Here is a 14,911-nt window from a genome sequence, read left to right as displayed (position 1 = left end):
GATTTAACATGAAAGAGTTCATGGGAGAAGATTTTTTATTATCAAATGAAACTGCAAATACATTATATAACAAGTATGCTAAGGACATGCCAATTTTTGATTATCACTGTCATTTAATACCAGAACAAATTGCTAAGGATATTAAGTATAACAATATTACTGAAATATGGTTATATGGAGATCATTATAAATGGAGAGCAATGAGAAGTTATGGTGTAGATGAAAAATATATAACAGGAGATTCAACTGACTTCGAAAAGTTTAAAGCATTTGCTTCTGTAATGCCTTATTTAATAGGTAACCCAATTTATCATTGGTCTCACTTAGAGCTTAGAAGATACTTTGGTGTAACTGAAGTCCTAAGCGAAAAGAATGCTGAAGAGATATGGAATAAATGTAATGAAGTAATAAAGAGTGCTGGATTTACTGCAAAATCAATTATTATGAAGTCAAATGTTAAATACATTGGAACTACTGATGATCCAGCTGATAGTTTAGAATTTCATCAAGAAATAGCTAAGGATAGGGATTTTACATGTGAGGTAAGACCAGCATGGCGACCAGATAAAGTTGTAAAGATAGGTAGTGAAGGCTTTGCTGAATATATAAAAGTATTAGGTAGTACTGAAAATACAACAATTGCATCGTATAGTGAACTTTTAGAAGTACTTAAAAAGAGATTACAATTCTTCGTAGACAATGGTTGTACAATTACAGATCATGCTATGGATAGAGTTTACTTTAGAGAAACAACTGAAGAAGAGGTTGATGCAATCTTAAAGAAAGCTTTAGGTGGACAAACTTTAACTCAAGATGAAATAGAAAAATATAACACATTAACTATGATTAAATTAACTGAAATGTATCATAGTCATGGAATGGTTTTACAATTACACATCGGAGCTATGAGAAACAATAATAGCAGAATGTTTAAGAAATTAGGACCAGATGTAGGTTTTGATAGTATTGATGATGGGGAAGTAGCGAAGCCTTTATCAAGATTTTTAGATGCATTAGAATCTGAAGATAAGTTACCTAAAACAATATTATATTGTTTAAATCCTAAGGATAATGAAGTTCTTGCAACTATGCTTGGAAACTTCCAAGGTGGAGGAATAGCTGGTAAGATTCAATTTGGATCTGGATGGTGGTTCCTTGACCAAAAAGATGGAATGGTAAAACAAATGACAGCTTTATCCCAATTAGGGCTTATAAGTAAATTTGTTGGAATGCTTACAGATTCACGTAGTTTCTTATCATATACAAGACATGAGTATTTTAGAAGAATACTTTGTAACTACCTAGGCGGATTAGTTGAAAATGGAGAATATCCAGCTGATATGGAGATGCTAGGAAAAGTAGTGCAAGATATTTGTTATAACAATGCAGCAGTATATTTTAAAAAATAAAAATACAGTTTCGGTGACTGTCTAAGGTAGATTAAACCTTAGGCGGTCTTTTTGTTTTAAAGATTAATCTAACAAATTTAGAGAAAGTGCAGAAAAAAAGCAAAGATTACAGCATAATATTGAATTAAAAACTATAGAAATTCGCAATTGTGTTGATTTTATTTTGTTTTTAAACATGAATGAAAGGAAAAACAAGAAAAAATAACAAAAATATGTTGACTATTACAATGTAAAGGTTTATAATCAAGTTGTAAGTAAAGGTATACATTAATTAAACATTATATAATTATGAGAGGAGTTATAATATAACAAAACTTTGCTATTATTTGTTGGAAAACTTACACACGTTTGCATATATTCAAATAATATGCATTATAGAATGTTTTAAATTTTATTAGTTTAAATATATTAAAGGGGAGATATGGTTATGAAGAGTAAGAAAATTTCATTGATTTTAGTTGGATTGATGTCTTTAACAATGTTGGCTGGTTGTGGTTCGAAGGATGCAAAAGATTCTTCAGGGGATAAACATATATCAATTATGGCGCCTTTAGTAGGAACAGATGCACCTGCGGGAGATAATGAGATTCAAAAACAATTAGAAGAAAAAACAGGATATAAAGTTGATATTACATGGGTTCCTGATAGTTCCTATAATGATAAGTTATCAATTACATTAGCATCAGATGAAGTCCCTGATATATTGGTTGTGAAAGATAAAGATGCAACAACAATTAGCAATGTTAATAAAGGTGCTTTTTGGAAGTTAGATGATTTCATTGAAGATTATGATAACTTATCAAAAGCAGATGAATCAATAAAAGAAAATGCCTCATTTAACGGAAGTACATATGGTATTTATAGAACTAGAGATGTTATTCGTTCTTGTGTAGCTATAAGGAAAGATTGGTTAAATAATTTAGGGTTAAAAGAACCAAAAACCCTAGAAGAATTTACAGATATGCTTAAAAAGTTTACTAACAATGATCCTGATAAAAACGGGAAAAAGGATACATATGGAATGGTTATTCCAAAATGGCCTGGAAGCTTAAATACAAACAGTCCTTTTGATCAAATGTCAATTTGGTTTGGAGCACCAAATGCAACAAAAGTTGATGATGGAAAAGTTACTCCAGACTTTATGACAGATGAATATATGAATGCATTAGATTATTTCAAAAAATTATATGATGAAGGTTTAATGAATAAAGATTTTGCAGTAATGGATTCAAAGAATTGGGATGATCCATTTGTAAATGGACAAGCTGGAGTTATAGTTGATGTTCAATCAAGAGCATTGGATAAGCTACAAAAGAAAATTTTGGAGAAGTATGGGGATGATGGTAAAAATGGTGACTCGTATGTAACAATGGTTGGCAATATTACAACTAGTGCAGCAGATAAAATTTTACCAACTACAGGATATTCAGGAATGTTAGTACTACCAAAACAAAGTGTTAAGAGCGAAAAAGATGTTAAGAAAGTATTAGACTTCATAAATAAGACTAATACAGAAGAAGTTAATACTATACTAAATAATGGTGTAGAAGGTGTTCATTATAAGATGGAAAATGGGAAGTATGTTCCAACTACTGATAAAACATTAAAAGCACAATTAGACGCATATTCTCAGTTATCAACTAATACACCAAATTACAAAATAATGAAACCTTTAAAAGGTAATAATCTTGAAGCACAAAGAAACGACATTATGGAAAAAGGTAAGGATAAAGCAGTGTTTAATCCAACAGCATCATTAATTTCTGATGTGTATTCTAAGAAGGGTGCTCAATTACAAAATATTATGGCTGATGCCAGAATCAAATATATTGCTGGACAAATAGATAAAAAAGGTTATCAAGATGCAATTAATTTATGGTTAAGCACAGGTGGACAAGAGTATATGGATGAATTAGGAAAGTTATATAAAGAGAATATTAAATAGATCAGTTGGAGGATGTCTTGAAATTTTGACATCCTCTAAAGCAAAATATATAAATAAGAAAGGAATGAGAGCGTATGGAAAATAGTGTAATAAGTGCAGAACCAAATAAAGCAAAAATTACACCTAAAAAGAAAATATCGCTTTTAGATCATATAAAGCATAATAAGTGGCTTTACATTATGTTAATACCAGGAATAATATATTTTATTGTATTTAGATTTGCACCAATGTGGGGACTATCTATAGCTTTCAAAGATTATTCACCGTACTTAGGATTTTCAGGTAGTAAGTGGGTTGGTTTTGAATATTTTAAAGATTTCTTTTCTAGTCCTGACTTTGGAAGATTAATGTCAAATACATTAATTCTTGGAGCTTTAAATGTTACTGTGGGATTTGCCTTTCCTATTATATTAGCTTTATTGCTAAATGAATTAAGAGTAGAAATATATAAAAAATGTATACAAACAGCAATATATGTGCCTCACTTTGTTTCTTGGACTATAGTTGCAAGTATATCAGTAATATTATTAACTGCAGATACTGGAGCCCTTTCTAACTTGTTAGAAACGATAACTGGGCATCAAATTAATGCACTTACTGAACCAGGATTGTTTAAACCCATGATAGTATTTCAAGGAATATGGAAAGAAAGTGGATATGGAACAATAATATATCTTGCAGCATTAGCATCTGTAGATCCAGAACAGTATGAAGCAGCTGTAATGGATGGAGCAGGAAGATTTAAAAGAGTTATACATATTACTTTACCAGCTATAAAAAATACAATTGTTGTTATGTTGATTCTTAAGTGCGGACAATTCTTATCTACAGGATTTGATCAAATCTTCTTGATGACAAATTCATTAAATCGTGTAGCAGCAGATGTATTTGATACTTATGTATATCAATTAGGTATAACACAAGGTGCATATAGTTATGCAACAGCAGTTGGATTATTTAAATCTTTAGTTGGAGTTATTTTAGTACTTGGTTCAAACTTTATTGCAAAAAAAGTTGATCCAGATAGTGGAATATTCTAGTGAGGAGGAGATGTTATGATTATGAGTAAAAAGAGAAAAAAAGATATATTTAACACTCCTGCTGGAAGAGTATTTGATGTCTTTAATATAATTATTTTAGGTGTTTTTGGGTTTATAACAATAGTTCCTTTCTTATTTGTTATAGCAGGATCATTCTCTTCAGAGTTAGAGTTGTCAACAAGACATTTTTTCATAATACCACATGGTTTTACATTAGAAGCTTATAAATACATTTTTGATGCAGGAAATATTTTTAGAAGTTTATTAACAACAATAGGTGTAACTGTTGTCGGTACAATTGTACAATTATTTTGTACATTTTCAATGGCTTACCCTCTTTCAAGAAAAGGGTTAAGAGGTAGATCTTTTTTAATGAAATGTGTAGTTATAACAATGGTATTTAGTGGTGGAATGATTCCTACATTCTTAGTAGTTAAATCATTAGGATTATTAGATTCATATTGGGCATTAATTTTACCAGTTGCAATTAATCCATTTAACTTAATAATAATTAAGAATACATTCCAGGAGTTTCCAGAAGAATTAATAGAAGCTGCTAAGATAGATGGTTGTTCAGAAATAAGAACATTTATTAAGATAGTATTACCATTATCAATGCCTACAATAGCAACATTCACATTATTCTATGCTGTTGGAACATGGAATGATTTCTTTAACGCATTCCTATATATAAATGATAGTAGCAAATGGACATTACAAATTATTTTACGTCAGATAACATTAATGTCAGATATTGCTGCTAATGGAGATGCAGTAGCAACGCTAGAAATTCCTAAAGAAGCAGTTAAATTAGGTACAATAGCAGTAGCGACAATTCCTATTTTGTGCATATATCCATTCTTACAAAAACATTTTGCAAAGGGAATGATGTTAGGATCTGTAAAAGGATAAAATTTCAATAATAGAGAAGCTGTCTTATATTTCTAAGTATTATACTAAGATAATTTTAAGACAGCCTTTTATAGTATATTAACTTTTGCTAAATAAATTTATAGAAAGGGGCTGCCTCTTATGAAAAAGATGCTTAAACCAATAACAGCAATGATTACATTATGTACTTTACTAGGAACTTTTGTAGGTTGCTCGGCAAAGGATAAAGAGGAAAGTTTAGATAGTATTTCAATTGTTGCGCCCTTAAATAGCATTGATGAACCAGAGAAAAACAGTGAGATATTAAGTAAATTAGAAGAGCTAACTGAAATGAAAGTTGATATAAAATGGATACCAAAAGGAAATTATAAAGCTAAAAGTACAGCTATGATAGCTTCAGGAGAATGTCCTGATATTCTTGTGGTAGAAGATATAACTGAAGATATCGTAAAAGGTGTAGATCAAGGAGGCTTTTGGCAAGTGGATGATTATATCACAGGTTATGAAAATTTATCAAATGGAGATAAGGCAATTCAAAATAATGCATCTTTTAAAGGAAAAACTTATGGCATTTATAGATATAAAGATATGGTAGATAATTCAATGATTTTTAGGAAAGATTGGTTAGATAAGTTAGGTCTTAAAGAACCACAAAATATTGATGAATTTACAGAAATACTTAGAAGATTTAGAGATAGTGATCCTGATGAAAATGGCATAAAAGATACATATGGATTGGGAATTGCTGGAGCAGATGAAGGTAAATTTAATGATATTTTTAATCAAATTGCTGCGTGGTTTGGGGCACCAAATGGTTGGAAAGTTAAAGATGATAAATTAGTCCCTGCATTTACTACAGAAGAGTATAAAAAGGCCTTAGATTATATGAGAAAAATATATGATGAAGGATATATAGATCCAAAGTGCTATTTAAAGAATAATTCAGATGTTGAAGATAACTTTTTTAATAATAAGTATGGAGTTATATTTGAAAAATTATCAAAAGCAGTGGATTTAGAAAAATCAATTAAAGAAAAAAATCCAAATTCAGAAACTGATAAACTTATAACAACAATAAGTAGTATTAAGGTAAATGAAAATAGTAAGGTATTTGGAGGTAAAGGTTATTCTGGTATGCTTATGTTTCCTAAAAAGGGAATAAAGAGTGAGGAAAAATTAAGAAAGGTCTTAGGATTTGTTGATAAACTAAATAGTAAAGAGTGTTATACTTTGCTTAACTACGGTATACTGGGGGAAAATTACACAATTGAAAATGGAGAATATAAATCATTGCAGAATAGTACAACTTATGATTTACTTTCTTTTTCAGAATTAAGTATCAATTGGAATAAAGAAAGTTTATCAACAAACGAAAAGAGTAATTTCAGAAAAAACTTGAGTAAAGTGCAAGATTTAAAAGAAGATAATATTATCGAAAATCCAGTTTTAAATTTAAAGACAGAAGGATATATAAATAATGAACAAAGTGTTTTATCGGATTTAGAGTCAATAAATGCAAAATATATTTTTGGAGAGCTAGATAAAAGCCAGTACGAATCAGCACTAAGAGAATGGCTTGAAAATGAAGGAGATAGTTATATTGAAAAAGTAAATAAGTTATATGAGGAATATTTGTATAAATAGTCATAGCTTTTAGGAGGAAGAGATGAGTAGAAGAATAGAAAAAGAGCCAAAGCCAGTACTGATAGGAGAAATAAATACTGAGAAGGCAGGAAAAAATGCAAAAGCACTTATAGGTGATGTTGATGGTGATGGAAGAATGGAATTAGTGATGGTTCAAGCTAATGGTGGTATTGATGATAGATACGAACCTCACCAAGTTCAGGCTATTACAACATTTGATCTTGAAGGGAATCTACTTTGGCAGGTAGGAATTCCAAGTGACATACCTGGAGAGTTTGGTTCAGATTTTCCAGCTCAAATAGCAGATATAGATGGCGATGGAATTAATGAAGTATTATGTGTTATGAATAAGAAGTTTAAAATTTTAGATGGTAAAACAGGAAAAGTAAAAAAGGAATATGATTTGCCTAATGAAGAAGCACATGATTGTATAATAGTTGCTAATCTTTCTGGCAATGAATTTCCTCAGGATATAATACTTAAAAATAGATATACAAAGATGTGGGCAATGGACAAAAACTTTAATTTATTATGGGAGCATGAAGGAAATATAGGACATTATCCATGGATTTGCGATATTAATGGTGATGATAAGGATGAAGTTTTAGCTGGATATGACATGCTAGATAGTAAAGGAAATGTTTTGTGGTCTTGCAAAGATTTAAAGGATCATGCAGATTGTATAACTATTGGAGATGTTCTTCGTAATCCAGCTAGAGGTGGACAAATAGTTATAGGTGGTAGTGGTAATTCAACTGTTATGTATTCTTGGGATGGAAAAGAAATGTGGAGATATGAAAATTCTGTAGAGGCACAACATATTGCAGTAGGTCAATTTAGAGAAGATTTAGAAGGGTTACAAATAGCAGGACTTGATCGCATAGTAAGAGGAGAATTAGATGGAACTGTAAATCCTGAGACAGGAAGAGACGGGATATTCATTCTTGATTGTAATGGAAAAGAATTAATAAAGGAAAACCGTGAGACAAAGGGATGGCTTACAATTATAGAAACATTTCACAATTGGAGTGGAAATAAGAAAGATTATATTTTAGCTTACAGAAGAGGGGGAGGAGTCCTACCAACTCTTTATAATGGTTTTTTGGAACCAGTTGCAACATTCCCAGTAGATGGATATGTAATCCATGCTGATTTGTTAAATAATAATATAGAATGTGTAATTATATATAGTGATGGAAAAGCGAGTATTTTTGCTGCGAAATTTATGGATATTAGTAGATATGAAAATATCCCAATAGAACAAAGTAAAAGGCTTTCACATTCCACATTGTATCCAGGAGCAGATGTGAAAATTGTAGCAGATAAATATTATAAAGGTACTCTTCCAATAGAAAGTAAAATAAAAGAGCTTAGATATAAATTCCCTCTTGAAAATGATATATATGATGTTTCTATAACTTTTGGAGGATCTGAAACAACTTCATATACTGAGAGCGTTAAAGTAGGAAATCGTAGGTTATATTTGAAGTCAATAATTACTGCAAAAGGAGAATTAGTAAAAAAGACTTTTTCGGTTAATGTGTTTGATAATGAATTAAGAATTGCTATAGATGGGGAAAATCCCGTTGTTAATGATATTGAAATATATAAGGCAGATGCTAAAACAATATTTTTAGCAGGTGACTCTATTGTGTGTGATCATTTTGAAGAGCCATATACAGGATGGGGACAAGTATTGCCTTCGTTTTTTGATGAAGGAGTTGCAGTGAGTAACCATGCATTTGGAGGGAGAACTGCAGTAAGCTTTATTAAAGAAAGTAGATTAGATGACATTTTACAATTAATAAAGCCTAATGACTATTTATTTATACAATTCGGGCACAATGATCAAAAACCAGGAATGTTTTATTCAGATGCTAATGGAAAATATAAAAGGGTATTAAGAGAATATATTAATGTTGCCCGAAAGAAAGGGGCTATACCTGTGCTTATTACATCTATGCCTAGAAGAGAGTTTGGTGAAGATGAGAAGATAGTAAATACTCATGGTTATTATCCGGAAGCTGTTAGAGAACTAGCTAAAGAAGAAGGAGTTGTCTTAATAGATTTAAATTATAAAGGTGAAAGATTGGTAAATAGCATGGGAGTTGAGGAAAGTAAGAAATTATTTTTGCATTATGCTCCAGGTGAATTTCCAGGATATCCGGATGGAATAAAAGATAACAGTCACTTCTGTGAAGATGGAGCGATTAAAATAGCTGAACTTATTGTAGAAGGAATAAAAGAAAATAAATTAGAGTTAGTAAAGTATTTTAGAAAAAAATGAGGTATGAAAAAATGAGAAGTGTTAATTTAGTAGTCAATAATATGGAAGCTACTTTAGATAATGGGCTTATAAGAGTTAAATTCAATAATCAAGGTTCTGTTGACTCTTTAATAAAGAACGGAAAAGAACTTTTAAAAGGATTAACCGGTGATGATAGAGATGTCAATAGAAAAAGAACATTCTATTTGGATTATCACGCAAATGGCAAATTCAGAAATTTCCAACCTCGTCAGATTAAGGTATTACAGCAAGAAGAAGATTTGGTTCATATAGCATATATAGATACTACAAGTTTGCTATATGCAGAATATCACATAATAATGAAAAAAGGTATAAGTGGAATATACTCATATGTTATTACAGCTAATAATAGTGATGAAAAATTAGAAATAGCAGAGCTTAGAACAGTATATAGGATGGGAACTTCAAATTTTAATATTTCATATAATTCTGAGAGAATAGGTAAACAACCAAGCCATAGTGAACTTGAAACAAAGGAAAAGCTTCAAGATGAGACATATAGATATGAAGATGAAGAAGTTTATTCAAAATATGATTATGCTGGATATTTTAAAGACAACCATCTATGGGGAGAATATGGAGATGAATTTGGAGCTTGGTTTATTCCAGCTAGTACTGAATATTATCCTAGTGGTCCTATGAAGCAGGAATTGTTAGTTCATTATGATGGAATAATTTTAAATTATATGACAGGAGCTCATTTTGGAACTGGAGCATTTGATGTTCCTAGAGATTGGAAAAAGTTCTATGGACCATGGTTATTTTATATAAATGATGGAACCCATGAAGAGATGATTCAGGATGCAAAGAACATAGCAAAAGAACAAGGAGAAGAATGGCCTTATACTTGGGTTAATGAAGAACTATATCCTTTAGAAAGAGGTACTGTTAAGGGAAAATTAATTTCAAAAGATGGAAGAGATGTAGGCAATGCTATGGTTGTGCTTGCAAAAGATGGGGGAGAATTCTTAAGACAAAAAGGTGATTATATTTTTTATAATAAAGCAGATTCAGATGGTAACTTTGAAATTGAAAAAGTAAGACCAGGTGAATATACCCTTTATGCCTATGCTACCCATGGAACTATAACAAGACAATTAGAAAAGAAGGATATAGAAGTATTGGCGGGAGAGTTGAATTTAGGAAATTTAGTTTGGGAAGCTCCTAGATTTACAAATTTACTTTGGCAAATAGGAAAATCAGATAGAAAAGCATCTGAATTTAAATATGGTAGTGAATTTAGAAATTATAAATGGATGACATTATTACCTAAAAATTTAAATTATAAAATTGGTGAAAGTAATGAAAAAGAAGATTGGTATTATGCTGAGCCAAAAGATGCAACATGGAATATAAATTTTCAGTTAGATAAGAAGCTACAAAAAAATGCTCATTTAACAATAGCATTAGCAGGAGCTACAACTTACGAAATAGGAGTTAAATTATCACCTAAGCTGATAGTTAAGGTTAATGGTGAAATAATTAAAAAACTTTATTATGAAAATGATACAACATTTTATAGAAGTGCAGTTAAAAGTGGAAGATATCATTTAGAAGAGATAGAAGTTAACAAGGATTTGTTAAATATTGGATATAACAATATAAGTCTAGAAAGTGTAGATGGAGCTTTTATGTATGACATTATACTTTTAGAAACAGAAGAAAAAGGAACAGAATTCACAAATAAAATGCTAGTAGACTGTTATAAAGCCTCTGGGTATATAGATGATGAAGTATCTTTAAAATTAAAAGGAGCTATAGAAAAAATTTATAATGAAAATTTTGAAGATAAAAATGAGATTTTAGCAGATATTTCTTCTATGAAATTTGATTTTGATATTAAGAATAACATTATAAATAATTTAAATAAATAACAGCTAGGAGTGATAAAAAATGAGTACAATTTATAACTGCTTTCCAGGAGGAAAGCATAAAGTTTTGACAATGAGCTATGATGATGGAAGAAATGGAGATAGAAAGCTAATAGAAATTTTCAATAAATATAACATAAAAGGAACTTTTCATTTGAATTCTGGTCTTATTGAAAAATATGAGCCATTAATAAGTGATGCTTTTGGGAAAAGGATACCTAGAAAAGAGATAAAAGAGCTTTATAAAGGTCATGAAGTTTCCTGTCATACATTGACACATCCAACTATAGAAAGATGTCCAATGACAAATGTTATAAATGAGGTTCTAGAAGATAGGAAAGAACTAGAGTCATTAGTTGGATATACTGTTAGAGGATTATCATATCCTAATGGATCGTATACTGATGAAATAAAGAATATGTTACACCATGTTGGAATAGAATATTCAAGAATTGTAGGAAATAGTGAAAATTTTGCTATGCCAAAAGACTTCTATGAATGGAAGGCAACATGTCATCATAATCATGATTTGCTAAAATATGCAGACGAATTTATATCATTAAATAAAACTCAATATTTATATATGTTCTATGTTTGGGGACATAGTTATGAATTTGATAGAGATAATAATTGGAATCTTATGGAGGAGTTTTGTAAGAAGGTAGGAAATAGGGAAGATACATGGTATGCGACTAATATTGAAATAGTTGATTATTTAAATGTATGTAGAAACTTAAAGTATTCAGCTGATGGAAGTTTTGTATACAATCCTTCTATTCAAACAGCTTGGATTAGTGTAGACAAGGTTATTTACCAGATTAAAGGTGGAGAACAAGTTAATTTTAAATAATATAAAAGGGAGATTTTTATGAAGAAGTTATATCACGGAGCTGCTTTTTATCCAGAACTATGGGATGAGAAAACAATAAAAGAAGATATAAGGCTTATGAAGAAAACAGGAATAAATATAGTGAGAGTAGGAGAATTCATATGGAGCAAGCTTGAACGAAATGAAGGTGAAGTAGATATCTCATATTTAAAGTACATATTAGATTTATTATATAGAAATGATATTGAAGTTATAATGTGTACACCGACTCCGACTCCTCCTATTTGGTTTACACATAATCATGAGGAAAGATTACATGTTGATTCTAAAGGAAGAAAAATGGTGCATGGTTCAAGGCAACATGTATGTACAAATAATGAAAAGTTTAGAAAAGCAAGTAGAAATATAGTTGAAAATATAGCTAAAGAAGTGGGGAAACATCCAGCTATAGCTTTGTGGCAATTAGATAATGAATTTAAATGTCATATAAGCGAGTGCTTTTGTGAGACTTGTAAAGAAGAATGGCATAAGTGGTTGGAAAAGAGATATGTAACTATAGATAACTTGAATAAAAAATGGGGAACATTAATTTGGAGTGAATTATATCAAAGTTTTAATCAAGTTCCCCAGCCTTTTGAATCTACTCCATTTATTCATAATTCTTCACTTTCAACTATGTATCGTATATTTCATAGGGAAAAGATAGCAGAATTTGCATCTGAACAAGCAGATATAATTAGAAAGTATTCAAAAACAACAATTACTACAAATGCAGGATTAGAGTTCACCACGGACAATGAATTGCTATTTGAAAATCTTGATGTGGCAGGGTATGATACGTATGCATCTCATGAAACGCCACATGCATTTACTTTAAATTGCGATATATGGAGAAATATTAAGAAAGGTAAAAATTATTGGCTTCTAGAAACAAGTACATCTCATACAGGAGCACTAGATAGACATGCAGAAGTACATCCAAATGGCTATTTAGCTAGTGAAGCTGTAGCAACTTATGCTTTAGGCGGAGAAGGTTTTATATATTGGTTATGGAGACAACAACCATATGGATGTGAACAAAGTCATTCGGCAGTAATTAGTGCTTGGGGAAAGCCATCAGTTGGTTATAAAAATGTTTTAGAGGTTGAAAGAGCAAGAAAAAGAGTAGAAGAATTTATGATAAATACTGAATATACTCAAGCTGAACTTGCAGTAGCATATTCTGATATGGCTAAGACTTTCTTATTAACAGAAAGCCATAAAAAGGATCAGTATAGAGGACTAATTACAGATTTCTATAATAATGTTTTGAAGACTGGAATTCATAGAGATATGATACCAGAAGGATTTTCATTAGATGGATATAAGTTATTAATTACTCCATTTATGTATTATTTATCACCTGAATATTTTGAGAGGGCAAAAAAGTTTGTAGAAGAAGGTGGAGTTTGGATTGTAGGACCATTAACAGGTGGTAGAACAAAAGAACATACAGTGAATATAGATGCAGCTTTGGGTAAAAATTTAGAGGAGTTGGCTGGCGTAGAAACATTATATACTTATCCCATGGAGAATTCAGGTGCGACTGGGGAAGCCTTTGGAGAGAAAGCACCGTTAAAATTATGGTCTGCTGTGTTTAAGCTTAATGGAGCTAAAGCTATTGGGATTCTAAAGGGTGGCATAACAGATGGTGAGGCGTTTATAACAGAAAATAAAGTTGGTAAAGGAAAAGTTATAATGCTCGGTTCACTTCCTTATGGTGAAGATGGAGATAGAATGTTGCAAAAAATGATTGATTATTATGCTAAAGAAGTAAATATATATGTAAGGGCAGAAGTTTCGGAGGGGACGATTAGTATTCCAAGACATGATGATGAAAATATTTATGAAGTAGTGGTTAATATGGATGGAAAAGGTGGAAATGTATTAATTCCAATAGAAGTTTTTGATGTTTTAGAAAAGGTTAATATACCCAAAGGAGAATTGAGGCTAGGAAGATATGAATATAAAATATTGAAACTAAATAAAAACAACAGAAAATCAAAATAAAAACAACTAAAAACTAAAATAAAATGTTGATTTTCTTTACGGAGCTATGTATAATTAGGGTATAAAAGAATTAGGAGATGAGATATAATGGATAGTAACAAAATTTTAGAAGCTTCTTTTATAAAAGAAATGATGTCAACTACATATAATATGTGGAGAATGGGCTGGGATGAAAGAAATGGCGGTAATATAAGTTACTTATTAAAAGAGGAAGAAATAGCTAAGTTTCTAGATATATCAAAAGTGATAAGAACTATGAAATTACCTTTTCCAATTAAAGAATTAGCAAATAGATATTTTGTTGTGACAGGTTCTGGAAAATATTTCAAGAATGTTATAGATAATCCGGAGGAGAATATCGGAATCATAAGAGTGTCAGAGGATGGTTCATATATTGATATTCTTTGGGGATATGCAGATGGAGGAAGACCTACAAGTGAGTTAGTTGCACATTTTATGTCACATGTAAAGAGATTAGAAGTAGACAAGAACCATAGAATAGTTATGCATACTCATGCTACAAATCTTTTGGCTATGACTTTTGTTCATGAATTAGAGGAGCAAAAGATTACTAAAACATTATGGAAGATGTGTACAGAATGTTTAGTTGTATTTCCAGATGGTGTTGGATTGATACCTTGGATGATACCAGGAAGTGATGAAATAGGAATAGAAACTGCTAAGAAAATGATTGATCACAGGTTAGTAATATGGCCTCAGCATGGTATATTTGGAACTGGTACAAGCATGGACGAAACTTTTGGGCTTATTGAAACAGCAGAAAAAGCAGCAGAAATATACATGTTAATTGGGGGAAAAATCAAAAATTCAATGACTGATAAAGAGTTGAATGATTTAGCTAGAGCTTTTGGTGTATCACCAGCAGAAGGAATACTTAATAAATAAAAAAAGCCCTTTGGGGCTT

10 protein-coding genes are annotated in these 14,911 nt (G+C 30.7%); all 10 read left to right on the top strand.

The genetic code is table 11. The features are described 5' to 3' along the window. The first annotated feature begins 8 nt into the window (after positions 1–8). The 10 genes from uxaC (at position 9) to rhaD (ending at position 14,892) form a co-directional block, all read left to right on the top strand. A complete protein-coding gene (gene uxaC / locus H9661_RS05240) occupies positions 9–1,409 on the top strand; it encodes a glucuronate isomerase (protein ID WP_191767876.1) in 1,401 nt (466 codons plus the stop codon). Between the two features lie 427 nt (positions 1,410–1,836). After that, positions 1,837–3,354, top strand: a complete 1,518-nt coding sequence (locus tag H9661_RS05235) for an extracellular solute-binding protein (RefSeq protein ID WP_191767875.1) — start codon at positions 1,837–1,839, stop codon at positions 3,352–3,354. A gap of 74 nt (positions 3,355–3,428) precedes the next feature. Then, positions 3,429–4,394, top strand: coding sequence for an ABC transporter permease (locus tag H9661_RS05230; RefSeq protein ID WP_143316759.1), 966 nt, complete (start codon positions 3,429–3,431; stop codon positions 4,392–4,394). A 15-nt stretch (positions 4,395–4,409) separates the two neighbouring features. Further along, a complete protein-coding gene (locus H9661_RS05225) occupies positions 4,410–5,306 on the top strand; it encodes a carbohydrate ABC transporter permease (protein WP_243240341.1) in 897 nt (298 codons plus the stop codon). A gap of 120 nt (positions 5,307–5,426) precedes the next feature. Next, positions 5,427–6,929 carry an extracellular solute-binding protein gene (locus H9661_RS05220; protein WP_191767874.1) on the top strand — a complete coding sequence of 501 codons (1,503 nt, stop codon included), beginning with the start codon at positions 5,427–5,429 and terminating at the stop codon, positions 6,927–6,929. 22 nt (positions 6,930–6,951) lie between these two features. After that, complete coding sequence (locus H9661_RS05215) at positions 6,952–9,216, top strand: GDSL-type esterase/lipase family protein (protein ID WP_191767873.1); 2,265 nt, start codon at positions 6,952–6,954, stop codon at positions 9,214–9,216. Positions 9,217–9,227: 11 nt separating this feature from the next. Beyond that, on the top strand, positions 9,228–11,111 hold the full coding sequence (locus tag H9661_RS05210; protein ID WP_191767872.1) for a polysaccharide lyase family protein: 1,884 nt from the start codon (positions 9,228–9,230) through the stop codon (positions 11,109–11,111). 19 nt (positions 11,112–11,130) lie between these two features. Next, positions 11,131–11,958, top strand: a complete 828-nt coding sequence (locus H9661_RS05205) for a polysaccharide deacetylase family protein (protein WP_143316762.1) — start codon at positions 11,131–11,133, stop codon at positions 11,956–11,958. A gap of 18 nt (positions 11,959–11,976) precedes the next feature. Continuing rightward, a complete protein-coding gene (locus H9661_RS05200; RefSeq protein ID WP_191767871.1) occupies positions 11,977–13,986 on the top strand; it encodes a beta-galactosidase in 2,010 nt (669 codons plus the stop codon). An 87-nt stretch (positions 13,987–14,073) separates the two neighbouring features. Next, positions 14,074–14,892 carry a rhamnulose-1-phosphate aldolase gene (gene rhaD, locus H9661_RS05195; RefSeq protein ID WP_191767870.1) on the top strand — a complete coding sequence of 273 codons (819 nt, stop codon included), beginning with the start codon at positions 14,074–14,076 and terminating at the stop codon, positions 14,890–14,892. Positions 14,893–14,911 lie beyond the last annotated feature (19 nt).

It is taken from the genome of Clostridium cibarium, from assembly GCF_014836335.1.
GTDB lineage: Bacteria > Bacillota > Clostridia > Clostridiales > Clostridiaceae > Clostridium > Clostridium cibarium.
Note: the sequence above shows the minus strand (reverse complement) of the source record. Positions and strands in the feature narration are given on the sequence as shown.

What these genes read in the sequence shown, in the direction of transcription:
- uxaC (WP_191767876.1), top strand. Translation starts at nt 9, where the DNA reads ATGAAAGAGTTCATGGGAGAAGATTTTTTATTATCAAATGAAACTGCA.
- H9661_RS05235 (WP_191767875.1), top strand. Translation starts at nt 1,837, where the DNA reads ATGAAGAGTAAGAAAATTTCATTGATTTTAGTTGGATTGATGTCTTTA.
- H9661_RS05230 (WP_143316759.1), top strand. Translation starts at nt 3,429, where the DNA reads ATGGAAAATAGTGTAATAAGTGCAGAACCAAATAAAGCAAAAATTACA.
- H9661_RS05225 (WP_243240341.1), top strand. Translation starts at nt 4,410, where the DNA reads ATGATTATGAGTAAAAAGAGAAAAAAAGATATATTTAACACTCCTGCT.
- H9661_RS05220 (WP_191767874.1), top strand. Translation starts at nt 5,427, where the DNA reads ATGAAAAAGATGCTTAAACCAATAACAGCAATGATTACATTATGTACT.
- H9661_RS05215 (WP_191767873.1), top strand. Translation starts at nt 6,952, where the DNA reads ATGAGTAGAAGAATAGAAAAAGAGCCAAAGCCAGTACTGATAGGAGAA.
- H9661_RS05210 (WP_191767872.1), top strand. Translation starts at nt 9,228, where the DNA reads ATGAGAAGTGTTAATTTAGTAGTCAATAATATGGAAGCTACTTTAGAT.
- H9661_RS05205 (WP_143316762.1), top strand. Translation starts at nt 11,131, where the DNA reads ATGAGTACAATTTATAACTGCTTTCCAGGAGGAAAGCATAAAGTTTTG.
- H9661_RS05200 (WP_191767871.1), top strand. Translation starts at nt 11,977, where the DNA reads ATGAAGAAGTTATATCACGGAGCTGCTTTTTATCCAGAACTATGGGAT.
- rhaD (WP_191767870.1), top strand. Translation starts at nt 14,074, where the DNA reads ATGGATAGTAACAAAATTTTAGAAGCTTCTTTTATAAAAGAAATGATG.